At 40.4% G+C, this 25,688-nt stretch carries 27 protein-coding genes, 5 tRNA genes and 1 riboswitch; of the genes, 29 read left to right on the top strand and 3 right to left on the bottom strand.

Annotated features, from left to right (window positions below; translation table 11 throughout):
- Positions 1–5: 5 nt before the first annotated feature.
- The 11 genes from rpsI to CSV69_RS06050 all read left to right on the top strand — a co-directional run bounded on the left by rpsI (position 6) and on the right by CSV69_RS06050 (position 8,304).
- Positions 6–398, top strand: coding sequence for a 30S ribosomal protein S9 (gene rpsI / locus CSV69_RS06100; RefSeq protein WP_085131997.1), 393 nt, complete (start codon positions 6–8; stop codon positions 396–398).
- Between the two features lie 633 nt (positions 399–1,031).
- Positions 1,032–1,334, top strand: a complete 303-nt coding sequence (locus CSV69_RS06095; protein ID WP_085427443.1) for an urease subunit gamma — start codon at positions 1,032–1,034, stop codon at positions 1,332–1,334.
- Between the two features lie 31 nt (positions 1,335–1,365).
- Positions 1,366–1,689, top strand: a complete 324-nt coding sequence (locus CSV69_RS06090) for an urease subunit beta (RefSeq protein ID WP_099692955.1) — start codon at positions 1,366–1,368, stop codon at positions 1,687–1,689.
- A complete protein-coding gene (ureC, locus tag CSV69_RS06085; protein ID WP_085427441.1) occupies positions 1,686–3,404 on the top strand; it encodes an urease subunit alpha in 1,719 nt (572 codons plus the stop codon). The genes CSV69_RS06090 and ureC overlap by 4 nt, the downstream gene beginning before the upstream one ends.
- Positions 3,405–3,414: 10 nt before the next feature.
- Complete coding sequence (ureE, locus tag CSV69_RS06080) at positions 3,415–3,870, top strand: urease accessory protein UreE (protein WP_099661740.1); 456 nt, start codon at positions 3,415–3,417, stop codon at positions 3,868–3,870.
- The gene (locus tag CSV69_RS06075; protein ID WP_099692954.1) at positions 3,863–4,549 is read left to right on the top strand and encodes an urease accessory protein UreF; all 687 of its coding nucleotides are present in this window, start codon (positions 3,863–3,865) and stop codon (positions 4,547–4,549) included. The genes ureE and CSV69_RS06075 overlap by 8 nt, the downstream gene beginning before the upstream one ends.
- A gap of 37 nt (positions 4,550–4,586) precedes the next feature.
- Positions 4,587–5,207, top strand: a complete 621-nt coding sequence (gene ureG / locus CSV69_RS06070) for an urease accessory protein UreG (protein WP_085427438.1) — start codon at positions 4,587–4,589, stop codon at positions 5,205–5,207.
- Positions 5,200–6,024, top strand: a complete 825-nt coding sequence (locus tag CSV69_RS06065; protein WP_085427437.1) for an urease accessory protein UreD — start codon at positions 5,200–5,202, stop codon at positions 6,022–6,024. Before ureG ends, CSV69_RS06065 begins: the two co-directional genes overlap by 8 nt.
- A gap of 415 nt (positions 6,025–6,439) precedes the next feature.
- Complete coding sequence (locus CSV69_RS06060; protein ID WP_232319615.1) at positions 6,440–6,877, top strand: HicA family toxin-antitoxin system; 438 nt, start codon at positions 6,440–6,442, stop codon at positions 6,875–6,877.
- A gap of 105 nt (positions 6,878–6,982) precedes the next feature.
- Positions 6,983–7,085, top strand: a riboswitch (TPP riboswitch).
- A gap of 91 nt (positions 7,086–7,176) precedes the next feature.
- Positions 7,177–7,872, top strand: a complete 696-nt coding sequence (tenA, locus tag CSV69_RS06055; RefSeq protein ID WP_099624830.1) for a thiaminase II — start codon at positions 7,177–7,179, stop codon at positions 7,870–7,872.
- An 87-nt stretch (positions 7,873–7,959) separates the two neighbouring features.
- A complete protein-coding gene (locus CSV69_RS06050; RefSeq protein ID WP_233192337.1) occupies positions 7,960–8,304 on the top strand; it encodes a DUF3889 domain-containing protein in 345 nt (114 codons plus the stop codon).
- 167 nt (positions 8,305–8,471) lie between these two features.
- On the opposite strand, the gene hpaB is transcribed toward CSV69_RS06050, so the two are convergent.
- Positions 8,472–9,911 carry a 4-hydroxyphenylacetate 3-monooxygenase, oxygenase component gene (gene hpaB / locus CSV69_RS06045; protein ID WP_085427433.1) on the bottom strand — a complete coding sequence of 480 codons (1,440 nt, stop codon included), beginning with the start codon at positions 9,909–9,911 and terminating at the stop codon, positions 8,472–8,474.
- Between the two features lie 156 nt (positions 9,912–10,067).
- On the opposite strand from hpaB, the gene CSV69_RS06040 reads away from it, so the two are divergent.
- The 4 genes from CSV69_RS06040 to CSV69_RS06025 all read left to right on the top strand — a co-directional run bounded on the left by CSV69_RS06040 (position 10,068) and on the right by CSV69_RS06025 (position 13,080).
- Positions 10,068–10,658 carry a hypothetical protein gene (locus CSV69_RS06040; protein WP_099692953.1) on the top strand — a complete coding sequence of 197 codons (591 nt, stop codon included), beginning with the start codon at positions 10,068–10,070 and terminating at the stop codon, positions 10,656–10,658.
- Between the two features lie 89 nt (positions 10,659–10,747).
- A complete protein-coding gene (locus CSV69_RS06035) occupies positions 10,748–11,050 on the top strand; it encodes a rhodanese-like domain-containing protein (protein WP_085427431.1) in 303 nt (100 codons plus the stop codon).
- A gap of 181 nt (positions 11,051–11,231) precedes the next feature.
- Positions 11,232–11,945, top strand: coding sequence for an N-acetylmuramoyl-L-alanine amidase (locus CSV69_RS06030; RefSeq protein ID WP_085427430.1), 714 nt, complete (start codon positions 11,232–11,234; stop codon positions 11,943–11,945).
- A gap of 76 nt (positions 11,946–12,021) precedes the next feature.
- Positions 12,022–13,080: an Mrp/NBP35 family ATP-binding protein gene (locus tag CSV69_RS06025; RefSeq protein WP_085427429.1), complete on the top strand. Its 1,059-nt coding sequence runs from the start codon at positions 12,022–12,024 to the stop codon at positions 13,078–13,080.
- A 20-nt stretch (positions 13,081–13,100) separates the two neighbouring features.
- Here the strand turns inward: CSV69_RS06025 and gerD are convergent, their stop codons facing one another.
- A complete protein-coding gene (gerD, locus tag CSV69_RS06020) occupies positions 13,101–13,688 on the bottom strand; it encodes a spore germination lipoprotein GerD (protein ID WP_099692952.1) in 588 nt (195 codons plus the stop codon).
- A 138-nt stretch (positions 13,689–13,826) separates the two neighbouring features.
- On the opposite strand from gerD, the gene CSV69_RS06015 reads away from it, so the two are divergent.
- Complete coding sequence (locus tag CSV69_RS06015) at positions 13,827–14,507, top strand: KinB-signaling pathway activation protein (protein WP_085427427.1); 681 nt, start codon at positions 13,827–13,829, stop codon at positions 14,505–14,507.
- A 34-nt stretch (positions 14,508–14,541) separates the two neighbouring features.
- Here CSV69_RS06015 and CSV69_RS06010 read toward each other — a convergent pair whose 3' ends face one another.
- The gene (locus tag CSV69_RS06010; RefSeq protein ID WP_099624826.1) at positions 14,542–15,207 is read right to left on the bottom strand and encodes a polysaccharide deacetylase family protein; all 666 of its coding nucleotides are present in this window, start codon (positions 15,205–15,207) and stop codon (positions 14,542–14,544) included.
- Between the two features lie 172 nt (positions 15,208–15,379).
- Between CSV69_RS06010 and CSV69_RS06005 the strand changes: the two genes are divergently transcribed.
- The 13 genes from CSV69_RS06005 (at position 15,380) to CSV69_RS05945 (ending at position 25,675) form a co-directional block, all read left to right on the top strand.
- Positions 15,380–15,454: transfer RNA gene (locus tag CSV69_RS06005), tRNA-Asn, on the top strand.
- A 9-nt stretch (positions 15,455–15,463) separates the two neighbouring features.
- A tRNA-Thr gene (locus tag CSV69_RS06000) sits at positions 15,464–15,539 on the top strand.
- 13 nt (positions 15,540–15,552) lie between these two features.
- A tRNA-Glu gene (locus tag CSV69_RS05995) sits at positions 15,553–15,627 on the top strand.
- Positions 15,628–15,730: 103 nt separating this feature from the next.
- Positions 15,731–15,815, top strand: a tRNA-Tyr gene (locus tag CSV69_RS05990).
- Positions 15,816–15,852: 37 nt separating this feature from the next.
- Positions 15,853–15,927 (top strand) — tRNA-Gln (locus CSV69_RS05985).
- 223 nt (positions 15,928–16,150) lie between these two features.
- Positions 16,151–18,250 (top strand): sensor domain-containing protein, encoded by a 2,100-nt coding sequence (locus CSV69_RS05980; protein WP_158232617.1) that lies wholly within the window; start codon positions 16,151–16,153, stop codon positions 18,248–18,250.
- A gap of 17 nt (positions 18,251–18,267) precedes the next feature.
- Positions 18,268–19,173 carry an arginase gene (rocF, locus tag CSV69_RS05975; RefSeq protein ID WP_085427424.1) on the top strand — a complete coding sequence of 302 codons (906 nt, stop codon included), beginning with the start codon at positions 18,268–18,270 and terminating at the stop codon, positions 19,171–19,173.
- Between the two features lie 183 nt (positions 19,174–19,356).
- A complete protein-coding gene (gene sigW / locus CSV69_RS05970) occupies positions 19,357–19,920 on the top strand; it encodes an RNA polymerase sigma factor SigW (RefSeq protein ID WP_085427423.1) in 564 nt (187 codons plus the stop codon).
- A gap of 12 nt (positions 19,921–19,932) precedes the next feature.
- On the top strand, positions 19,933–20,568 hold the full coding sequence (locus tag CSV69_RS05965) for an anti-sigma factor family protein (RefSeq protein ID WP_085427422.1): 636 nt from the start codon (positions 19,933–19,935) through the stop codon (positions 20,566–20,568).
- Between the two features lie 152 nt (positions 20,569–20,720).
- A complete protein-coding gene (gene cdaA, locus CSV69_RS05960) occupies positions 20,721–21,557 on the top strand; it encodes a diadenylate cyclase CdaA (RefSeq protein WP_085427421.1) in 837 nt (278 codons plus the stop codon).
- Positions 21,550–22,530 (top strand): CdaR family protein, encoded by a 981-nt coding sequence (locus CSV69_RS05955; RefSeq protein ID WP_085427420.1) that lies wholly within the window; start codon positions 21,550–21,552, stop codon positions 22,528–22,530. The genes cdaA and CSV69_RS05955 overlap by 8 nt, the downstream gene beginning before the upstream one ends.
- A gap of 51 nt (positions 22,531–22,581) precedes the next feature.
- Positions 22,582–23,931, top strand: a complete 1,350-nt coding sequence (glmM, locus tag CSV69_RS05950) for a phosphoglucosamine mutase (protein ID WP_085427419.1) — start codon at positions 22,582–22,584, stop codon at positions 23,929–23,931.
- Between the two features lie 124 nt (positions 23,932–24,055).
- Positions 24,056–25,675, top strand: coding sequence for a diguanylate cyclase (locus tag CSV69_RS05945; RefSeq protein WP_085427418.1), 1,620 nt, complete (start codon positions 24,056–24,058; stop codon positions 25,673–25,675).
- The last annotated feature ends 13 nt before the right edge of the window (positions 25,676–25,688 follow it).

The raw sequence follows: 25,688 nt of genomic DNA, 5'->3' as shown, positions 1-25,688 counted from the left end.
CCCACTTGGCACAAGTACAATATATCGGCACTGGCCGTCGTAAAAGCTCAGTAGCTCGTGTACGTCTAATTCCTGGCGAAGGCAAAATTGTCGTCAATAATCGTGACGTAGAGGACTACGTACCATTCGAAACACTTCGTGAAATCATTAAACAACCACTAGTTACAACGGAAACACTTGGAAGCTATGATATCCACGTTAACGTTAACGGTGGAGGTTACACTGGTCAAGCAGGCGCAATCCGTCACGGCGTAGCTCGTGCATTGCTTACTGTAGATCCTGATTTCCGTGCAGCACTTAAATCAGCAGGATTCCTAACACGTGATCCACGTATGAAGGAACGTAAGAAACCAGGTCTTCGCGGCGCTCGTCGTGCACCTCAGTTCTCAAAGCGTTAATTGGTATTTTCAAAAGCTCTTCTCATTATTTTATGAGAAGGGCTTTTTTATGTTTAGCATGAGTTGTACTTTTATGTGTAGATATCTTGCCAACCCCTTATGTAAGCGGAAACACTTGAATCTTCACCGAGAAACTGTACAATAAATTAGTAGCAGTAACTCCAAATTACTTTCCAAAACATTTTACTTAAGAAAATAGACCACCCTTCATTTCCAGTTGTTTTAGCTATTTGAGAGGCTCACAGATCAACCCCTGATGTTATGAGTCATTAATGAATCAACTGCGACTAGACCATTTTATAATAATCTTGTTACCTTATCATATGATTCAAAATTAGTGACAACTTAACAGAAAAATTATTCCTGCCGCTTAGATTAGTTTTTTATCTGTGAAGTGTTACGCAGTCAACGTTTATGCTAACTAGCATTGGGGTAAACTGTGACAAGTTGAACTTATATATTTATAGGTGCTTTAGTTCAATCGAATGATATGGATAAAAAATCTGAAGGTCGATTGAAAGATTATAGTAGGCCAATGTGAAAATTTTTATTTTATAGAATAATCTATAGCTTAATTTATGTGAAGAAAAGAGTATTGCTGCAGTATATTATATTATTTTAGGAGGTTGAACAATGCGATTACTACCGCGTGAAATTGATAAGTTAATGATCGTTGTTGCGGCAGATCTTGCCAGAAGACGAAAGGATCGGGGACTTAAATTGAATCACCCAGAAGCTATGGCTCTTATTACATATGAGGTATTGGAAGGCGCCAGAGACGGCAAAACAGTTGCAGAACTCATGGCTTATGGCGCGACGATTTTATCTCGTGAAGATGTAATGGATGGTATTCCAGAAATGATTGATGATATTCAAGTAGAAGCAACGTTCCCTGATGGGACGAAGTTAGTCACAGTGCATAATCCAATCAGATAAAAGATGTATAAATAGGAAAGGGGACGTAACGATGATACCAGGCGAATATATTTTAAAAGAAGAACCGATCATTTGTAATGCAGGTGCTGAAAGTATACATGTGCAAGTTATTAATCATGGCGACAGACCTATTCAAATCGGTTCCCATTACCATTTTTACGAAGTGAATAATGCATTAAAGTTTGATCGGGAAGTGACATACGGTAAACGTCTCAATATACCCGCAGGCGCTGCTGTTCGTTTTGAACCAGGTGATGAGAAAGAAGTGCAGCTAATTGACTATGCTGGAGAAAGAGAAGTTTATGGATTCCATAATAAAGTAGACGGAGCATTGGAAGGCGGGAATGCAAAATGAGTTTTAAAATGGATAGAGAGCAATATGCTCAAATGTATGGACCGACAACCGGAGACTCTGTCCGACTAGCAGATACAGATTTGTTCATCCAAATTGAAAAAGATTATACGAAATATGGAGAAGAAGTTGTGTTCGGTGGCGGTAAAGTTATTCGTGATGGAATGGGACAACATCCTTTCATTACGCGCGAAGAAGATGAACGGGTACCGGATACAGTTATAACAAATGTGGTTGTGCTCGATTACACAGGAATATATAAAGCGGATCTTGCAATTCGAGACGGTAAAATTTCAGGTATCGGTAAAGCAGGTAACCCACTTGTTCAAGACAAAGTAGACATTATTATTGGAACTTCCACTGAAGTTATTTCGGGAGAGGGTAAGATCATTACTGCGGGTGCAATTGATACGCACGTGCATTTCATTAATCCAGCACAAGTAGACGTAGCGCTCACTGCAGGGACAACGACGCTGATCGGCGGTGGAGCTGGGCCTGGGGATGGTTCTCGGGCTACAACAGCCACACCGGGTGCTTGGCATCTTCATTCTATGTTGAAAGCTTTGGATGGACAACCGATCAATATTGGTTTAACGGGTAAAGGGCATGCAGCAGCGGGAGCTCCTTTAGCGGAACAAATAATTGCAGGTGCAATTGGTTTGAAAGTTCATGAAGATTGGGGTGCGACACCGTCCGTTCTCGATCATGCATTACGGATTGCGGATGAATATGACGTGCAAGTCGCTCTTCACGCGGATACATTAAACGAATCCGGATTTTTTGAAGATACGATCAAGGCGATTGATGGTCGCGGTATCCATATGTACCATACAGAAGGTGCGGGTGGCGGACACGCTCCAGATTTAATTAAATCTGCTGGTATGATGAATGTGTTGCCTGCTTCTACGAATCCGACATTGCCGTATACGATTAACACAATTGACGAGCATTTGGATATGGTAATGGTTGCTCATAACTTAAACCCTTCCGTACCAGAAGATATCGCATTTGCAGATTCACGCATTCGCAATGAAACGATTGCAGCAGAAGATGTCTTACAAGACTTAGGTGTCTTTAGTATGACAAGCTCCGATTCTCAGGCAATGGGCCGTATCGGTGAAGTTGCACTTCGTACATGGCAAGTAGCTCACAAAATGAAAAAGCAACTTGGAGTTATGGAAGGCGATAGTGAGCATTCAGATAATAATCGAGTAAAGCGCTATGTCGCTAAATATACGATTAATCCAGCCATTGCTCATGGTATATCGGAATATATCGGTTCAATTGAAGTTGGAAAAATGGCCGATCTTGTACTATGGGATCCGAAATTCTTTGGGGTTAAACCGGAAATGATTTTGAAAAGTGGTATGGCAGTCTATAGCTTAATGGGTGATGCCAATGCAACGATTCCGACACCGCAGCCGATGATTTATCGCCCGATGTATGCAACGCTCGGTAAGGCATTGTCTCAAAGTTCCATTACGTTTGTTTCGCAAATTGCCTATGATCAAGGAATAAAAGAGAAGCTAGGACTTGATAAAGTAGTGCTGCCTGTCCGTAATATACGCAATCTGACGAAAAAAGATATGAAGTTAAATACAGCGACACCACATATTGATGTGGATCCACAAACGTATGAAGTGAAAATTGATGGAAAACTGATTACATGCGATCCGATTGACGTAGTGCCAATGGGGCAACGCTATTTCTTATTCTGAGGTGAAGAAAATGATTGTAGAAGAAGTGTTAATGAATGTTAGGGATTTAGATCCAAGTGAGTATGAAAGCCGTCATAAAGAGAAAGTGTACTTAGAAAGTGCACACTTAATGAAAAGAATTCAACGCGTGGAAACTGATCATGGACGTGAAATTGGCATTCGATTAAAAAACCCACGTGATTTAGAAGCGGGAGATATTCTGTTTATGGATGATAAGAATATCATTCTGATTGATGTGCTTTCAGATGATTTAATTATTATTAGCCCACGCACGATGCTTGAAATGGGGACGATTGCTCATCAGCTAGGCAATCGACATTTGCCTGCGCAGTTTGAGGATGAAGATATGCTTGTGCAATATGATTATTTAGTTGAGGATTTGTTGAAAGAAATGGGTATTCCATTTAAGCGAGAAGAACGAAAAGTAGCCAAGGCTTTCCGTCATATCGGACATAGCCATGACTAATCATGCACTATCCTTGCTACAGCTATGCGATTCCAGTTTCCCGATCGGCTCTTTTAGCCAATCATTCGGACTGGAGACATATATTCAGAAGGACAAGGTTACAGACGCCAATACATTTTCCGAATGGCTACATGTCTATGTGCATGAACAACTTGCTTATGCAGACGGCTTGGCTGTGAGACTTGTTTATGATGCATTGGATAAGGAAGATCTTGATAAGATTTGGGAATTGGATCGCATATTGACTGTGCAGAATCTCGCCCGCGAATCACGTGATGGTACTCAGCGCATGGGAGATCGGATGTTAGACATTGCAAAATCCATTTACAATATACCGATGTTATCTATTTACGCGCAGAAAATTCAGGACAAAGAAGCTTTTGGCCATCCGGCTATTGTATTTACAATGATTGGACATCACCTTCAAGTCGAAAAGAATACAACAATTCTATATTATTTATACTCGACGGTTGTTAGTCTTGTGCAAAATGCCGTGCGGGCTATCCCGCTTGGACAAACTGCTGGACAGAAGATTATATACACGTTTCAACAACAACTTCAACAAACAACAGACAAAATAATGGAGTTAGATCAAGAAGAGTTTGGTATCGTATCTCCAGGACTCGAGCTTTCACAAATGCAGCACGAACGTGTTGGCATACGTATTTTTAGTTCATAATGAACGCAATGAAATTGATATTAAGGATGTGCTTAGAATGGGACCAATTAAAATAGGTGTTGGCGGACCAGTTGGTGCAGGAAAAACTATGCTGGTCGAAAAGATTACACGCGCTTTAGAGGGCGAAGTAAGTATGGCGGTTATTACTAATGATATATATACGAAAGAAGATGCCAAGTTTTTAGTTGCGAACGGTATTCTTCCAGAAGACCGCATTGTCGGAGTAGAAACAGGAGGTTGTCCACATACGGCAATTCGTGAAGATGCATCGATGAACTTCGCGGCAATTAATGAATTGAAGGAAAAACATCCCGATGTTGAGCTGATTTTTGTAGAAAGTGGCGGGGATAACCTAGCAGCCACATTCAGTCCGGAACTCGTTGACTTTTCCATTTATATAATTGACGTGGCGCAAGGTGAAAAAATCCCACGTAAAGGTGGGCAAGGAATGATTAAGTCTGATTTATTTATTATTAATAAAACAGACTTAGCCCCATATGTCGGCGCAAGACTTGAGGTAATGGAATCTGACACAAAGATATTTAGAGGAAAGAAACCGTTCTTTTTCACCAATTTAAAAGACGATCAAGGACTAGATGAAGTGGTAGAGTGGGTCAGAAAACATGCTTTATTAAAAGGACTAGGACAAGATGTCTGAATGGACAGGCGTTCTTGACCTCGTCATGGAAAATCGGCTAGGCCGCTCCGTGGCGAAAACTGTCTACTTCCAAGGCGCATTTAAAGTGATGCGTCCTGTCTATTTCAATAAGAACAGTTATCCATGCTATTATTTATTGAATCCTGGCGGTGGCTATTTAGATGGAGATCGGTATCAAATGAAAGTCACGCTTGGTGAAGGGGCGATGCTGACGCTAACGACTCAGTCGTCGACGAAAGTATATAGAACACCAACCAAGCCAGCGTACCAAGAGACGATTTTTCGTATGAAAAAAGACAGTTATCTAGAGTACTTACCGGATGCACTGATTGCATACAAAGATGCTAGTTGTTATCAGAAAAATAGTATATATATGGAAAAAGGGGCGACCTTGCTGTATTCCGATATATTGACTCCCGGCTGGTCGCCGGATGGTGAGAAATTCAGTTACGACATGCTTCGTTTGAAAACAGAGATTTATATGGATGATCAGCTTGTTGCTTTTGACCATATTAAACTCCATCCGGCATCACAAGATATGAATGCGTTAGGCTTTATGGAAGGATACACACATTTAGGTTCGTTAATTGTCGTTGGTGAAAAAACGAGTGATGCTCTATTGGATCGATTGTATGAGGCGATTCAACGAGAAGATGGGGAGTTTGCATTTGGATTATCCAAGCTTGCTGTTCCCGGCTTCACGATTCGCATATTAGCAAACTATACACAGGTTATAGAGCGAATTATTTCAGTCTGTCACCATATAATTAGCGACGAATGGTATCAAACGAAACCAAGTTTTTTACGGAAGTACTAGGACCTACCCGACAATTCAAAAGAGTTGTCGGGTTTTTTACCAATTGAAGTAAAGCTATATTTATAGTTGCTACGCTGAAGTTTATCAAATAGTGGAAGTATTAAAGACCATATTTCAAATGATTGAAATATGGAATTTTGGGTATCATTATATATATGCACTATAAAGTATAAGGTCGAAACCTTACTCTACTTCCTAACTACACATAATAGGTAATATCGTTAATTGATTTGACAATCACCAATTCCTGAGATATATTCGAATATCATTTGTAATGAGAAGAGAAAAATATAAGTGGGCAGGAATGTTAGAGAAATTAAACTTTAGGCTAGATCGCTTGAATTAGTAGCGATGGATGAAGTAAGATAGCCTATTCTATAAAAAGAGACTTCATACTATTTTGGAGGTGTTTCCTGTGGTTGATGACTTTGAAGCGGAAAAAGTTTTTGAAGACAGGCCGTACGAGCGAATTCAGTTTAAGCTCATATTAGAAGGACGTAAGTATAAAGGTGACTATCATGAAGGTGAAATCCAGTGGCTTCATCCACATCCCAAGCAAGATGTCGGCGAAGAAGAAGTTATTGCCATAGAGGACAAAGTGTTAGAACTGTTGTCTGAGCAAGGAATTAGAAATGAAGCAGATGATATTGAAATCGAACGTTCCCTTAGCAGAAATCAAACCCGTCCACTTCAGTTATTTAAATTGAAGATCCAAGGCGAGGAGTTTAAAGGGACATTTATTAATGGCGAAATCGAATGGTTTCATCCTAAACCAAGACGTAAACTAAAAGATGAGCGCGTAAAGAAAATTGAAGAAGATGTTCAGAAAAAGCTAAAAGAACATCTAGAATAAAAAATGAAACTGCGTGACTGTTTTGTACTTGAGACAGAGTGCAATCTCAATTTGTTTGACCTTTCTGACAAGATATGCCTACAATGGATATACAAATGAAATAGTCGTCACCGCTAGGGGTGCTCTGTGGAGCTGAGAGAAGCATATTGCTTTAACCCTTTAACTTGATCCGGTTCATACCGGCGTAAGGAAGTGGTGCAGATGTTACGTAGCTTCTTTTTGGGGCTCAGTGACGTCTCTCCGCCACTTCTGGTCAAGAAGTGGTTTTTTCATTTACTACGAAAAAGGGGAGAATATACATGAAGTTCACTGAGCGTTTATTAGAGAAGACATTACCGATTTGGAGACAGAATCATAGTCATCCATTTGTCCAAGAGATTGGAAATGGTACGTTGGATCAGGAGAAGTTTCGATTTTATATGGTGCAAGACTATTTGTATTTAATTGATTATGCGAAAGTATTTGCTATAGGCACAATGAAAGCGACCGATGTCGAGATGATGGGGAAATTTGCTGCGTTACTTAACGGTACACTAAACACAGAAATGGATCTTCATCGACAATATGCAGCCCGCTTTGGTATTACTGAAGAAGAGCTTGAGAATGCCGAACCATCTCCAATTGTCCTTGCCTATACGCACTATATGCTGCATGTTAGTCAAAATGGTTCTTTGGCGGAAGTCGTCGCTGCATTATTGCCGTGTGCGTGGAGCTATTGGGAGATCGGCAAAGAGCTTGCTGAGTTGCCTGGTGCGTTGGATCATCCGTTGTACGGTGACTGGGTTCGCATGTATTCATCGGAAGACTTTGGCGAGTTAGCTACTTGGTGCTTAGAATTAATGGACGAAACTGCAAAAGGAAAGCCTGAATCAGAATTAGTGAGGTTAGAAGAAATCTTCCTTAATACGACTCGTTATGAGTATATGTTCTGGGATATGGCTTATACGAAACAAATGTGGCCCGGTGTAAAACAAGAGCAATCGATGACAAATTAATCTACAAAAGACGTCCAACTATTTCGGTTGGATGTTTTTTATTTAGAATCGAAAGGTTGTAAACGGCGCATGCTATTCTTGAAGGAGGTGTGCGCCATCTTTGCGAAAATAGGTTTAGCACTTGGAGTTTTATTGACAAGTGGGTCGCGCACTAGTGATGCGCCAATTGCTACACTTAGTAAAGTGGAAGTGCCGGCATATGCGAAATGGTCAAGGCTTGCTATCAAGCAAACGATGCTCAAGTATCCCCAGGCAGAGATCAAGGATTATTTGCATATCGCTACCAACTCAAAGAAAGTCACGAGTGTGGAGAAGTTTCAACTTTGGTTAAAAGAAGACGATCGAGAATTCGGTGTGATCGTGACAGTCACCTATTCAGCTGAAACAGATAAATTTATTCGCATTGACTTTCAAGAAATACCTGTTAAATAAATCAATGCCCCTATACCATATATTCTGGCGTAGGGGCGTTGATTTATTCAGGGTCTTTTTGATAAAAGAAATTGTGGGTCAAGATGTCGTTGGCATATCGCTTGTGATAGATATGCGTGGCGGATGGTGTACATGGAAATAACTATGCCTAATTAACCGAATCTTATTTAATCTGAAAGTAAACGACGTATCATTTCCTGTCCCGCATCTTTCGGATAGGATCGATACAGGTGACCAGATAAGCGAACGGGATCACCAAAGAAATACCGTTCGTATTGTGTTTGTCGTGTGCCGAACGAACTCATCGTCAAATCCCAAGCTAGACGAAACAGTTGTACACGTTCAACCGCAGTTTTTGTAGCTCCTTGTAGATACTTTTCGAGATCAGGCTGAATAGCGGAATGAAAATCCTTATCGGTAGGTAAAGCAATCATCCCACTTGCTCCGATTAGCTGAATGATCTCACTGAAACGCGGGTAGACTTTCGGGAAAATATTGCTTGCTACTTGAAGCGGTATTGCACTGGGACACATATATCCCCATTGATCGAGTGCAGCATCGGCTTCCGATTTATCTCGCAATGCTTTCATCGTTTCGAGCCCAATAATTATTTCAGATAGCTTTTCTTGAATGTGGAGATATTCTGCTATATTAATGGTTTGGACGAGCTGCTCTGCCAAATTCAGCATGAACTCCGTTTTGACAATCTGTCTCGTAATGACTTGATGCGTGGCAAACGGATGGAATGAACTCTTTGAAAAAAATTCTGAAGCTACTTCCGGGTTGTGATGAAAGAATACACGCTCCCATGGGACCAGAACATTATCGAAAATAACTACAGAATCCATCTCTTCAAAACGCGAACTAAGTGGGTAATTGAATGTAGAATCCCCACCGACAAATGATTCCCTGCAAAGAAAACGCAAACCTTTTGTACCGGAAGGAATGGAAAAGGCGAAAGCTTCATCAGGATCTCCAAGAAAAGAAGGTGTGCTGAATACCAGTACTTCATCCGTCACGCCACCCTGAGTTGCAAGTAGCTTAGCTCCTTTAATGATGAGTCCTTCAGACGTCTTTTTAATAATCCTTGCTGAGACAGGTTCATCTGACATATTAAAAGCACTCTGAGATCGATTGACCTGTGGCGTAATGAAGGTATGAGTAAAAGATAGGTCCTCTTCTCGCGCTCGTTCATACAGCGCTTGAATATGTTCTGGAAAGCAGTTTTCCTTACCGAGCAAGTGAGGGGAAGATGAGGCAAAGCTCATGATCACCGTATTGAGGTAATCGGGACTTCTACCAAGCAAGCCGCAAGAAAGTCTTGCCCATTCTTCTGTCATGATTCTGCGATTTTGCAAATCGGTTTTGGTTTTAGGTTGTAAGTAAGAAAGTCCAATTCGCTCATTTGTGACTGGCGAAGCATATGTCATGAGAGATCTATGTGAAGGTGACAGTTGTAAATCATATAGAGAAGCCTTTGTTTCTATAAGCCCCTTAAAAGCTGGATGTTCAGAGATAGGTCCTTTCAATTGTTGCCCATCGAGCCAAATTTCCGCGTTCTGCGCATTCATTCTGCGTACAAAATCATTGCCATTTATAGCACCCATACCATTCCTCCTGAATTTTCTAGTTGCTATAGTATATTATGGCATCTTCATGAATGATCAAAATAGTTCTCGTTTTGAACAATAGACAATAGTTTTGATACAATACAGAAAGAGTACATAGGAAATTTATCTGGGTCAGGGAAAGGTGTGTATACAATGAATGAAGAATTGGTATTGAAGTATATCGTGTCGTGTACAAATCTATATGGGATTGTGCCTGTTGAAAAAGTTATTGAAATCTACAATAATCAAAATGAAGAAAGTATTTCATTGAATGACGTGGAAAGTCTTTTGCAATCTACGCAAATGAAACAAAAACTTGAGGAGAGTTTCGTCTATATTCAATCAAATGAATTTGTAGGTGAAGCGACAAGCGAAGAAGATGAAAAGGAAAATCTAAAACGAAGTGCAGCTGAAAAGCCATATTATGTACCGGGAAAAGAAGAACTGCTATGTTACATTGACGAAGAGTATTTTCAAGAAACTCCCGAGCAATTACTGGTAAAGAATATGTTGAAAGAGGACTTCGGTGATCAATTGGATGTCGATGAAGAAGTCTCTGAACTGGTATATAATCTGCAAGTAAGTGGTGGCGACTTCATGATGGAACTATCCTTGTTTATAGCTGGTCTAGAACTGCCTATCAAAAAATCTGAGCGTTATATCCCTGCGATTGTCGAAGTAGCAGACACTACTAGATTATGGGAAAATCGTGGACATACTATGAAAGAATTACAGCAACTCTAATTAGTTCGTTTCAATAGACAATGCTCAACCTAGCAAGATAGAATAAAGGTACATTAAACACACATTAAACATTTTGGAGGATATGACTCATGACTTTAAAAGAATTGACTGCAAAAGAAGTTCAAGAGCAATTGGAAAGCGGTAAAAAACTGAATATCATCGATGTACGCGAAGATGACGAAGTAGCAGAAGGTATGATTCCAGGTGCAGAACACATCGCACTCGGTAATCTACCTGTCGAAATGCACGACTTGAATGCAGAAACACCCTTCATCCTCGTATGCCGTTCAGGTGGCAGAAGTGGCCGTGCTCAAGAGCTCATGGCAGACGAAGGATTTGACGTAACGAACATGGTAGGCGGCATGCTAGCATGGGAAGGCGAAACAAAGTAATAAGTTAAACCAAAGCTGTCGTAAGAAGTGAAAACTTCTTACGACAGCTTTTTTATTAAAAGGGATAGAAGTTGAATTGCACTGTAACGATGCATCCCGTCCCCTAATTCATTAATCCGCTGACGTGTAGACATAACCTCAAAAGTCCAAGCGTATAGTGAAAGAAAAAGGCGGTGTCTGTATGAAAAAGTGGCTTGTAGCAGGGTTACTCATAATTTTCTCATTAGGTGGAGTGTTATACGGCGTCAAAGCATCTGATCGTGGCTTCTTTCTGCCCTCTGAGCTTGGTGGGGTAAGTATCCTCATTGACCCTGGACATGGTGGGGAAGACGGCGGTGCTTCGGCAGGTGAACTCATTGAAAAAGATATTACATTAAACATTTCCCATGAAGTGAGTAAACTTTTAAAGAAAAAAGGTGCAACTGTAGAAATGACGAGAGAGAAAAGTGGTGATGCGATTGCAGAACATGCACCATCCGAGAAGTTCACTTCGTTGAGAAGCAGAAAGTTCGCAGACTTGAAACTACGTGAAAGCATGGCAGTCGATTCGAAGCCGGATATGTTTATCAGCGTCCACGTTAACGCGATCCCAGAAGAACGCTGGAGAGGGGCGCAAGTATTCTATCATCCAGGTGGCCATCCTGAAGGTAAGCAACTGGCGACATCAATCCAAAACGAATTGCGTGATCAATTGAAAAATACAGAGCGAGAAGCTATGAAAATCACGGGAGTCTACTTATTGAAAAAAGTACCAGTACCGGCTGTGTTGGTTGAAACAGGTTTCTTGTCCAATCCAGAGGAAAGGAAATTATTGTCGAATAAATCTTATCAGAAAAAAGTGGCAGCTGCGATTGTAGATGGAATCGTAAAATATCAACTTGCTGATGAACAATGAAGCATATGACGTTTGAGTGAATAGTGAATATGATATACTGAAAAGGAGTGAATGAATTCAGTAGGGAGTGTCGAATGTGATTAATGAACAACAAGTTCGTGAACTGATTGGCGCATTGGAAGATCCGTTTTTACATAAAACATTGGCAGAAACAAATGGAATTGTGGATGTAACCATAAAACCTGAGAAAGAACATGTCAGTGTTAAAGTCGCGATTGCGAAAGTGAATACCGGAGAGCAATTGACGCTACAATCAAAAGTGGTTGAAGTATTGAAAGAAGCAGGAGCCGACTCGGTTGGCATTCGTTTTGAAGAATTGCCTAAAGAAGTATTGGAACAATTCCGCGGCACGGTGACGGAAGCGGAAACGCAGGATATCTTATCACCTTTATCTAACATTGAATTTATTTCGATTGCATCTGGTAAAGGCGGCGTCGGAAAGTCTACGGTCTCAGTGAACTTGGCAGTGGCTTTAGCAAGACGCGGCAAAAAGGTCGGATTGATCGATGCAGATATTTATGGCTTTAGTGTACCAGATATGATGGGTATTACGGCTATGCCTGAAGTACGTGAAGATCGCATCATGCCAGTAGAACGTTTTGGCGTAAAAGTCATTTCAATGGGCTTCTTTGTTGAAGACAACGCACCCGTTGTTTGGCGTGGACCTATGCTTGGAAAAGTGTTGGATCAATTCTTCCGTGATGTGGAGTGGGGCGAGCTGGATTACTTATTGCTCGACTTGCCACCAGGAACAGGTGACGTAGCACTTGATATTCACCAAATGATCCCTGCGTCTAAAGAAATCGTCGTTACGACTCCACATCCAACTGCAGCATTTGTAGCAGCGCGTGCAGGAGCGATGGCGTTACAAACTGAGCATGAGCTACTTGGTGTAGTTGAAAACATGTCTTGGTTCGCATCTAAAGCAACAGGTGAGAAAGAGTATGTCTTCGGTCAAGGTGGAGGTGTCCGTCTTTCTGAGGAGCTTCGTACGGAACTATTAGGACAAATCCCTCTTGGTCAGCCTGACTGGAACGAAACGGAATTCGCACCTTCAGTTTATGCAGAAGATCATCCGATTGGAAAGATCTACTTAGAAGTTGCTGATACAGTAATCAAAAAAACTAAAAAGTAATAAATAGCAGACGAAAAAGGTTATTTTCCTTCTTCGTCTGTTTTTTTATCTTTTCCTGCATCTTTTCCACTGTCCTCAGCAGCCCCTTTACCAGCTTTCATAATCAGTTCTTGCCACTTTGCTTGCATGAGTGGGCTATTGATCGTATCTTCCACAGCCTTCTCCATTTCTTTCTTGAGTGTCGCTGAATTAACGATCTTCTCCATCTGTTTCATCATGTCTGGCTGTCCGAAAAACTTCTCCATTTCTTTTTGAAATGAAGCATCTCCCATCAAATCTTTCATAATATCGGCTTGTTGCTTTTTCATGCTTTTAGCTACGCTTTCAGTAAACTTAGGATCTTCAAAAGCTGTCTTCCAAAAACGCTCTCCCTCTTTAGAAAGTAAGACGTTTTCAATACTTTGCTTCACTTCTGGTTGTTCGAGTACGAGTAACTCCCTGAACTCAGGATCGGTCATTATTTTCCGGAGTGCTTTTTTTCCATCTTCCGTCTGGATTGCATCTGTCATCATCTTCTTCATTTCGTCATAGCTTGGTGACGCCTGACTTCCTCCGCTGCAACCCGCAAGGAATAGAAGGAATAGAAAAATGCCTGCAAATTTTTTCATTCCACTCAACCTTCCACTTGTATTTTCATTTATTGTTCACAATATAAGAAGGAATATGCATGATTCGTTCAATGAAATAGATTTTTTTGTCGATCGTTGATACACTAGGATGGACATGATAAAAAGGGGAACAGTGCTGTGACAATACGAAATTGGGTTAAATTTTTCTTGCGCGCAATGGCAATTGGTGGATCAATTACAGCGGTTGTTGGTCTAATAGTACGTTGGGACTTCTTCTATGGATATTTACAGGCAGGCGAGATAGGGCAATTTCTTGGTGCCTTTTTATGGATGATTTTTTTAGGCTTTACGATGAGTGTAGTTGCGCAAATGGGCTTCTTCGCCTATTTGACTGTTCATCAGTTCGGCGTCAATATGTTCCGTACGTTAACTTTGTGGAACTGGGTGCAAATGCTAATCATAGTCGTTGTGCTGTTTGATTTAGTATTTTTCCGTTTCCAATTAACGAAAGCAGATACAAGTCGGACGTTTCTGTATATTTTCTTACTCATTACTTTGATCGGTGTATCAGTAGTGACAGCGTACTTTAAAGCGCAATGGACGAAAAAACATGCGCTGATTTCTGCGTTGTTTTTCATGATCGTCATTACGACGCTGGAATGGTTGCCAGCGCTTATGGTTACTTCCGGTAACAAAGATGAATGGGTAACCATTCTTCTATTCCCACTGCTTGCGGTAAATGCATATCAATTATTAATATTGCCTAAATACAACAGACAATCCGATATTGATAAAGAGAAGTTGGACAAACGCAGAAATGAAAGAAAAAAGACAAAGAAAAAAACAGTTAAATCCTAAAAAAACTGACAGGAGATTTCTCTCCTGTCAGTTTTTATTGTGGGATTTTTTTCGTTTTAACAGTGGATCGGAATAAGAGATCCTCTACGGATTGAAAAGTACGACTAGCAATCAAACGCTGAATATCAGCAGTGGCCACTTGCTCATGATGATCATATGGAACGGTAATGATTTCACCTTTGGAGGCTTTTGGTAATGTACCACCAGACCATTGTACAGTAGACCCAAGTGCATTGATTTCTGCCTTGCTCAACTGCTGTAACAAGTCTAAAGGGAATTCCTCATCTGTCGTACGGAACCAAAGCGGACGTTTGTTGAACAGTTCTTCAAATGTTTGTAGTTGCTTACTCAAAAGTTTCGGATCACTTTCATAGTGTTGACCTTCGGTACCGAGTAAAGCGATAGGTAACGAGCGCTTGTTAATTTGTTCTGTAAGGTGGGGAAAGCGTGAAGCCCAGTCACTATCGATGAAAAGAAGGGGATACGGTTGTGATAAATGTTCGAGAAGCTCCTCTACTTCTTTTTCACCGAAAGAAATGTTAATCGTCAACGCAGAACCTTGTGTACCTTTTACTATCACTGCCGGTTGTTCTGTTAATCGGAAAACCGTCTTCAGAGTAGAAGTAGGCTTGGCCAATTGTGGGATAAACGCTAAGAACACTGCAATCAAAACGAAAGAGAAGAGAAGTTTTTTTATCATGCCAATCTCCTTAATTATGTGAAGTCTAAACTATTGTATGAAAACCTCTTGACGTCTATGACTAAGCCTATTATAATTAAAAATGCTTGAGGGATTAAAAGTACTTGTTGCAAACAGTTAGCAAGCATGCTATAATGATTTTTGTCGTCAAACATAATATGTTTATTATTATTCCGCAGTAGCTCAGTGGTAGAGCAATCGGCTGTTAACCGATCGGTCGTAAGTTCGAGTCTTACCTGCGGAGCCATTTTTTTATGCTTCCATAGCTCAGCAGGTAGAGTGCTTCCATGGTAAGGAAGAAGTCGCCGGTTCGAGTCCGGCTGGAAGCTCCATGAACACTATCATGGCCCCTTGGTCAAGCGGTTAAGACACCGCCCTTTCACGGCGGTATCACGGGTTCGAATCCCGTAGGGGTCACCAATTAACTTTTATAGTAAAGCAGCAATGAGCGTACTTAGGTACGTGACTGACTAAGCGAGTGAAGCCTGACGCAGCAATGCGAAGCTTATCGCAATTTTAACAAGGTGGGGTAGCGAAGTGGCTAAACGCGGCGGACTGTAAATCCGCTCCCTCCGGGTTCGGCGGTTCGAATCCGTCCCCCACCACCATTTTTTTACTTTAACGAAAATATAACCATCTATACATTGGGGTATAGCCAAGCGGTAAGGCAACGGACTTTGACTCCGTCACTCGTTGGTTCGAATCCAGCTACCCCAGCCATTTAACTAACATACTTATAATTTCATAATACATATGTCGAATCCTTGTTATTTATAAAATAATATAGGGTTTTTTTGTGTAGAAAAACAGTAGTTCATATAGAACAATTCAAATAATCATGTATAATAATCTATAACACGTATAGGTAGTTTCTCTTGTTTTAACAATGAATATGACTGAATATAGGGATTGTGATATAGCTATGGAAGAGTCTTTAAATAATATGAAGAAATTCGTGGAGTCAAGTAGTGAAAAAGAATTACAAAAAACACTTAGTGATATAGCTTATACATTAGAGCAAGCAGCTATAGTTGCAATTACTGACTCACGCGGGACGATTCAATATGCCAATGAACATTTTGAAAAACTCTCGAAATATTCGAGTGAAGAATTAATTGGCTCGAATCAGAGTATAGTAAATTCAGGCCACCATGATGCAGCCTTTTTTAAAGATATGTGGTCTTCAATTGGCTCGGGTAAAACTTGGCGCGGTGATATATGTAATCGTGCGAAAGATGGATCCACTTATTGGGTCGATACAACAATTGTCCCGTTTTTAAATGATAAAGGTAAACCTTATCAATATATTGCAATTCGCTATGATATTTCAGAGAGAAAGCAGATGGAACTAGAAATACGAAAAAGCGCGGAGCTTTATGAAATTATTACAGCTAATGCATCTGATTACATTGCCGTGATTGATCGGGAGGGCAATTTTTATTATGCATCTCCATCTTTCCAAAAGCTTCTCGGACATACAGAGAACGATCTATATTCTCGTTCATTTTTTTCTTACATATATAAAAAGAATCGACAAAAGGTAGAAAAGAAGATTTCGCAGTTTGTAGGGTATCAACGTCAAACAATGAACTTAGAGTTTTCTTTTTTAGATAGTAAAAATGGATTGCATATTATGGAAGCGAAAATTGATGAAGTGGATGAAGCACTCGAATATGAAGATAAGCTACTAGTCGTCATGCGAGATGTCACAGAACGTGTGAAGTCAGAAGCGAAAATTAAGTATCTGGTCTATAACGATCAGTTGACTTCCTTAATGAATAGAAATTCATTTAGAGAACAGATGGCTTTGGCATTTGAAAGAGCACGCACCCGCAAACAAGTATTTGCACTTGTCCATATAAATATTGATCGACTCCGTTATGCAAATGATTTACTTGGGCATGAAGCGGGAGACTATTTATTGGCGATGGTCGGAGAGCGACTAAAAAAGAGAACGGGACCTGAAAGTTTGTTGGCTCGTATTGCAGGAGACGAGTTTGCATTCATTATCACAGGACTGAAAGATGAAGAGGAGTTCTATAATCATGCGGAAGATATTCGTACCTTTTTAGAGAAACCGATTCAAGTAGGCAAGCAAAGTTACACATTGTCTATTAGTTGCGGTATTTCTATGTATCCTGAACATGCAAATCAACCCTCCGATTTGATTACTAAAGCCACTTTGGCATTAGGCAAAGTCAAGTTGCGAGGTGGCGGCGATAGTGAAATGTATGAGCCGGGTACTTCAAAGATGTCGTTAGAGCGAATATTACTTGAAAATGAATTACGTAAAAGTGTCCAACAACAACACTTTTATCTGGAGTATCAACCAAAAGTTTTACTGGATACCGGTAAGTTAGCAGGTGTTGAAGCGCTCGTACGTTGGAATCATCCAGATCTGGGCATTATACCCCCTATGAAGTTCATTCCATTGGCTGAAGAAACGAAAATTATTGTGCCGCTAGGAGAATGGATTTTACGTGAAGTTTGCAAGCGGGCGCAGATTGAAGCAGCAGCTGGTGAAACGTGCCGATTTGCTGTGAATGTCTCAACTGTCCAAATGAAAGAAGAGGGTTTTGTAGACTCTGTCTTGAATATAATTAAGGAATATCACGTGCCACCTGAAATGCTCGAGTTGGAACTGACAGAAAGCTCGTTTATGGATACGGATGGTATGAAGGATGCCATTCAGAGGCTACGAAGTGAAGGCATTACTATTGCGATCGATGATTTCGGTACAGGCTATAGTACATTCAGTTATATAAAAGAACTTCCAGCTGATACGCTGAAAATTGATATGGCGTTTGTACGCGATATTTTAGAGAATGAAAATAGTCAGGCCATTGTCAAAGCGATTGTGACACTTGCTGATACAGCGGGATTGAATGTGGTAGCAGAAGGAATAGAATTACCTGAGCAGGCAAAAATGCTCTATAATTTAGGATGTCGTGAAGGACAAGGCTATTATTACGGTCGCCCGATGTCATTAGAAGATTCACTACAGATTAGAGAACGTCATTCAGTTTTTCAAAATAAAAATTAATATGTAGGAGGAACATTATGCGAAAACTAGATATTTCTTTAATTGGAGTACCCGTCGATCTTGGTCAAAGCCGACGAGGAGTGGATATGGGACCAAGTGCCATTCGATATGCAGGGGCTGTTGAGCGTCTTCAAGCACTAGGTCATGACGTTACGGATCAAGGGAATATCTCTGTTTCACCAGTACACGACCTAACATGCAATGAGGCGGGATTGAAGAACTTGTCAGAAGTGACGGCAGCGACAGAAGAACTCGCTGAAAAAGTTTCCGCGATTGTGAAAAATAAAAAGTTTCCACTAGTACTTGGTGGCGATCATAGTATTGCTATCGGTACACTTGCAGGATTGGCCGAACACTATAAAAACCTCGGAATCATTTGGTATGACGCACATGCAGATATGAATACAAGTGAGACATCTCCTTCAGGTAATATACACGGCATGCCGCTTGCAGTTAGTATGGGGCTAGGACATGAGCAACTAGTGAATGTGCATAGTGACGGAGCGAAAATAAATCCTGAGAATGTAGTAATTATTGGTGCGCGGTCGGTTGACCCGGGTGAAAGACAATTGATTAAAGAAAAAGGCGTGAAAGTATTCACAATGCATGAAGTTGACCGTTATGGCATGTCAGCGGTAATTCAGCAAACGTTGGAGTATTTTGCTTCGAGAGAAGTAGATGGCGTTCATTTGTCGTTAGATTTGGACGGTTTGGATCCATTGTATACTCCAGGAGTCGGAACGCCGGTGCCTGGTGGAATCACATATCGCGAAAGTCATTTAGCTATGGAATTGCTAGAAGATGCAAATGTAATCACATCTGCAGAATTCGTTGAAGTAAACCCTGTGCTAGATGAGTACAATAAAACCGCAGATGTAGCAGTCGGACTTATGGGATCTTTATTTGGTGAAAAACTACTATAATTTGTTGAAGTGATTGAAGCCTATAGGTTTTGATCACTTTTTTCTTTGTGGAAATGACTATCACTCTCAGTGTGAATAATGATAAAGTAGGGATGGACAAAATAAATGAAGAAAAAATGAAACCAAATGAAGTATCTAACGTATATAAAGGGACAGCCGCATAAGAGCGGAAGGTGAAGCCTATTGGACGAATTGATTAATAAACGAGTAAAAGAAGTATTAAACGGTAATCAAGAAGCTTTTGAAGAGATTGTTATTCATTTTCAACACCGATTATATCAAGTGTGCTATCGAATGTTGAATAATGCAGCGGAAGCGGAAGATATTGCACAAGAGGCTTTTGTGCGTGCCTATGTAAATTTGGAAACGTATGATCAAAAGCGGAAGTTTTCTACTTGGCTGTATCGTATTGCGACTAATCTATGTATTGATCGTATTCGTAAGAAAAAACCCGATTATTATCTAGATGCTACGGTGCCAGGAACAGAAGGCTTGGATATGTATTCACAAATCGCAACGGATCATCAGCTACCTGAAGAAGAAGTAGAGAAGATGGAAATGAAAGATCGTGTTCAATATGAAGTAAACAGGCTGCCCGATAAATACCGTACGATAATTATTTTGAGATATATGGAAGACCTACAGTTGCAGGAGATTGCTGACATTTTAGAGATGCCACTTGGTACAGTGAAAACACGAGTACATCGTGGACGTGAAGCACTTCGACAACAAATGGGGAGTATGTAGGAGGTTGGATTCATGGAAAAATGTCCTAAACATGTTGTCCATTATATGCATGCGTTTTTAGATGGTGAAATCACTAATGAAGAAGAGCAGATTTTGAACGAACATTTAAAGTCCTGTGAAGAGTGCAGAGATATATTCGAGGAATTACAGCAAACCGTTACCTTGTTTACAAGTATAGATGTAGTGGAAGCACCTGCTGGATTTGTCAGTAACGTGAATGCGCGATTACCCAGACAGACCATCAAGAAAGGTCCGAAGAAGTGGTTCCGTCAGCATCCATTTATGGTGGCGGCTGCGTTGTTTTTATTGCTTATGAGCGCATCATTCTTCTCGAGCTTTGAAAATGAACAACAGTTTTCATTTACTAAACAACCTAATATAGTGGTTGAAGGGGAGACTGTAGTTGTACCAGCGGGTGAGACGGTTGTCGGAGATCTTGTCGTAAAGAATGGAAACCTTCGAATAGAAGGAGAAGTAGACGGCAATGTGACCGTGATACGCGGTTCGAAGTATATGGCCTCCACTGCCGTCATTACAGGATCAAGCGAAGAGATTAATGAAATATTCGATTGGCTATGGTATAAGATGAAATCTGTCGCAAAAGATATTATCCCTGCCTCGAAAGAACAAAAGGTCGAAAAGGAATAAGAATAAGTTAAAAAGGTGATGCGGCTTCCAGGCTTACGCATCACCTTTTTTAATTCTCATTCGTTTATACAACACCTTTTAGTTGGGCATGTTAGTTGGGAATTATGCTATACTAGATAAATAAGAACTTTTTTAAAAGGTAGGGGAAGCACATGCCGGGTTTGGAGCAAGTAACAACATTAGCACCAATAGGAATACTGAAAAATATTGTGGATGTGCTTCTTGTTTGGTTCGTACTCTATAAATTAATTACTATTATTAAAGGGACAAAAGCCGTTCAATTACTGAAAGGTATTTTCGTGATTTTGATTGGTCGTTATATCACGGAATGGCTTGGTTTGAAAACTCTTCAATGGATGATGGAAGAAGTGCTTCGCTTCGGTTTCTTGGCTGCTATCATCATATTCCAGCCCGAATTACGTAGAGCGCTAGAACAATTAGGACGAGGCAGACTCTTTGCGCGGACTGCAATGCAAGAAGAAGAAGAACGTGACCGTCTGATTGATGCATTTGTCAAATCCGTTAGCTATATGGCTAAGCGGCGTATTGGTGCGTTAATTACAATTGAAAAGGAAACAGGTCTTAGTGAATACATCGAAACAGGCATCCCTTTGAACTCACATATTACATCCGAACTTCTTATCAATATTTTCATTCCGAACACGCCATTGCATGACGGGGCTGTTATTGTGACGAAAAACCGTATTGCAGCTGCAGGTTGTTATTTACCCTTATCAGAAAGTCCGTTTATTTCAAAAGAACTCGGCACACGGCATCGTGCGGCGCTTGGAATTAGTGAAGTAACTGATTCGGTAACCATCATTGTTTCAGAAGAAACGGGTGCGATTAGTGTGGCGACAGACGGAGAAATCAACCGTAAACTAGATATAGAAGAATTTGAAAAAATATTACGTATTTCATGGTTTGGTAACACTACAGGACAAACAGATACTTCTCTATGGAAGTGGGGGAAGAGAAAAAATGGATAAATTCATGGACAGCCCCTGGTTTCTGCGATTGACCGCATTGTTTTTGGCGATTATGCTGTTTTTATCAGTAAAAGCTGAAGATCAATCCAGCCGAAATACTATGGGCGATGTATTCGATCTTATACAAGACGTGCCCGTAGAAGTATACTATGATACCGAGAATTTAGTTGTAACTGGCGTTCCTGATATGGTCAATATGACAATTGAAGGTCCTGCTCAAATTGTACAGACTACGAAGTTATTAAAAGATTTCTCATTGAAATTGGATTTGCAGAATTTAACGCTAGGTGAACATAACGTTCGTATACAAGCAGAAAACTTATCCGATAAACTGGATGTTCGACTTGACCCTGCAACGGTTAGTATCAATATTGAAGAAAAGGTAACTCAATCATTCCGTGTGGATCCAGAGATGAACACTAGATTATTAGCTGAAGGTTATGAAGTGAAAAGTATGGATGTCCAGCCTTCTACGATTAATGTAACAGGAGCGAAAAGTGTTGTGAATGCAATTAATTTCGTGAAAGTTTCTATTACAAGTGAAGGTAGTTTGGATAAATCGTTTGAACAAAAATCTCGCGTTCGTGTATTGGATCGAGACTTGAATAAATTATCAGTTTCATTGGATCCGGAAGAAGTCACTGTCAAAGTGGATATTCAGGAATACAGCCGTGAAGTTCCATTGAAATTGCAGCAAATAGGACAGCCGACAGAAGAAGTAACTATTGAAAGTGCAGTCCCAGAAAATAAATCAATTCGTATATATGGTCCGAAGAGTGTAGTCGACGCTATTAAAGAAATTCCAGTAGAGTTGGATGTAACGAAAATAAATAAAACTGGAAAAGTGGAAGTAGACGTAAAAAAACCTGAAGGAATTACTCGAATAGTACCTGCTAAATTAAAAGTCCAGGTGAAGGTTTCAGGTGAAGCTTCGGATATATCAAAAAAGACGGACGATAGTAAAGAATCATAAAATCTTACCAAACGTGATCTACTTAGATAAGATCGAAAGGAAGAATAGAACATGACACAGTATTTTGGAACAGACGGCGTCAGAGGTGTAGCTAACAAAGAGCTAACACCCGAGCTAGCATTTAAACTAGGCAGAATCGGTGGATATTTATTCACTAAAGAAGTAGAAGAAAAAGCAGAAGTGTTAGTAGGTAGAGATACACGGATTTCTGGCTTAATGCTTGAGAATGCCTTAATAGCAGGTCTACTATCTGTTGGTGTGGAGGTCATGAAACTGGGCGTCATCAGTACACCAGGTGTTGCCTATTTAACACGCGTTATGAATGCTCAAGCAGGGGTCATGATTTCAGCATCACACAACCCTGTTGAAGATAATGGAATTAAGTTCTTCGGAGAAAGTGGCTTTAAATTAACAGATGCACAAGAAGAGGAATTTGAACAACTATTAAACGCGGAAGAAGATACATTGCCTCGTCCGGTTGGGGGAAATGTTGGGACCATTACGGAATACTTTGAAGGCGGTCAAAAATATATTCAATATCTGAAACAAATCGTGGATGAGGACTTTGAGAATATCCATGTTGCACTGGATTGCGCGCACGGTGCGACTTCAGTTTTGGCGACACATGTATTTGCGGATTTGGATGCAGACTTGACTACAATGGGCGCTTCTCCAAACGGCTTGAATATTAATGATGGAGTTGGATCTACACACCCTGAAACCCTTGCGTCACTTGTAGTGGAAAAGAGTGCAGATATCGGACTGGCATTTGATGGCGATGGGGATCGTCTCATTGCAGTTGATGAAAAAGGAAATATAGTCGATGGTGATCAGATTATGTTCATCGTTGCTCGATATTTACATAGCAAAGGTAGATTAAAAGGAGACACAATTGTCTCTACAGTGATGAGTAATCTGGGCTTCTATAAGGCTTTAGAAGAATTCGGCATGAAGAGTGTCCAAACAGCTGTTGGTGATCGCTATGTTGTAGAAGAGATGCGCAAGAATTCTTATAATCTTGGTGGAGAACAATCCGGTCACATTATTTTCATGGATTATAATACAACGGGTGATGGTTTACTGACGGCATTGCAATTAGTTAATATTATGCAACAAACAGGTAAAAAATTATCTGAATTGGCATCTGAAATGACCGTGTATCCACAGAAACTCATCAATATTCGTGTTAATGATAAATATGCTGTTATGGATAATATGCGTATTGTTGGAGTTATTAACGAAGTGGAGAAAGAGATGAATGGACAGGGAAGAGTACTTGTACGCCCTTCCGGTACAGAGCCTCTTGTTCGTGTAATGGTCGAATCTGAAACAGAAGCACAATGTGTGGCTTATGCAGATCGAATTTCACAAGTAGTGAAAGAAGAAATGGGTCTAGAATAAATATGCATTTGAGCTGGTAGTAGTACGTTCTATATTACCAGCTTTCTTTTTGTACACAGGTGAATACGGGGAATCAGAAGTAGAGGCCAAATGGGAATGCTTCCGCTGAACGGAGGGGAAAATAGTGAGTCAAAAGAAATATCAGAATATGCTCGCACAACGTACTGAGAATATCTTTGAAGAGTGGAAAGTTCGTGGTAGTTTAACGGAACGAGAGTTGTATTATTTTCTTCATAAATTGAAGGGAACTTCTGGGACAATCGGATTGCAACAGTTGTCTCTCTTTTGTGCATCACAATTAGAAATCCTGACGTCTTCCAATGATCAGAAAATTCCTGTTTCTTCATTGGAGAATCTGAAGAATCGTATACGTGCGTATTTCGATGATACTGTTGCCGTGAAAAAAGAAGAATTTCAATTACCCGATCGCTACGTCAACCGTCTAGATCAAGAAACCTTTATTCTAATTATTGATGATGACTTGGAGTTTGTATCCTATTTAAAAGAGTTACTTGAGAAGCTAGGTGCTCAAGTAATAATCTCATTAAATGGGAAGCGTGGAATTGAACAATTTTACTCCATGAGACCAAGTATTGTAATTATAGATGCAAAATTACCTGATATGACTGGCTTTGAGGTGCTTGATCAAATTGCAGAAACAGCGCGTCAAAAGAACACAACGTTAGCTATATCTAGTGAAGAAGCAACGAAAGAAATTCTGATCGAGACCTATCGTCGGGGTGCTATGGACTTGATATCCAAACCATTTGATATGGACGTCTTTTTCCCTTATTTGTTCAACCGCCAAATGCGTCAACATGCGATCAGTAGTAGTATGATTACAGACAGTTTGACAGGTGTAGGTAATCGCCGTTACTTCGACGAAACGATTAATACGTTGGCTAAAAAGGCAGATCAATCGGAAGCGATTTTCTCGCTTGTCATAGTGGACTTAGATCACTTTAAACAAGTAAATGATTTGTACGGGCATCCAGCAGGCGATGAAGTACTACGGAAGTTTGGAGAAATCATTAAAAATGAAAAACGTGAAGGCGATTATGTGTTTCGCTATGGCGGTGAAGAGTTTGCTTTGTTGTTTGATAACATTAAAGCGGAAGACACAGTACATGCCGTTGAACGGATTCGGGATAAGTTTAATGAAACTATATTCACTTCAGGTGACGAAACCTTCCAAGTAACCTTCTCGGCAGGCAGTGCGACGTATAAAGGGAATACCGCAAATCTGATATCCGCTTCTGACCAAGCACTTTATGAAGCCAAACGTTCAGGGAGAAATCAAACTGTCATCTACGATCAGAGAAAACGGGTTGTAAAAAGAAAGTTGATTGTCATTATTGTAGACGATGATTCGTTTATCAGACAGATTCTTCAACAAACTTTGCTAGAGTTAAAATCCTCTGAGATCGATATTACAGTCAAGACGTATGCTGACGGCCCTTCGTTTTTAGAGGATGACTGGTACAGTCAAGATGCCTACTTTATCGTACTACTTGATGGGGTCATGCCGAAAATGGATGGATTGGAAGTGTTGAGTCGCTTAAAGAGTGACCACGCCAAAACAAATGTCACAGTGTCTATGATGACTGCCAGAAAAAGTGCGAATGATATTAAGGCAGCTCTTTGGCTTGGTGCGGATGATTATATTATTAAGCCTTTCCAACCGACAGAAGTACTTGGACGAATTGATAAGCTGGCTAATCGTTTATTTGACAAAAGAGAATAGAAGGAGGTGCCCA

The organism is Sporosarcina sp. P26b, from assembly GCF_002743245.1.
GTDB lineage: Bacteria > Bacillota > Bacilli > Bacillales_A > Planococcaceae > Sporosarcina > Sporosarcina ureae_C.
This window is presented reverse-complemented; position numbering and strand designations above follow the sequence as displayed.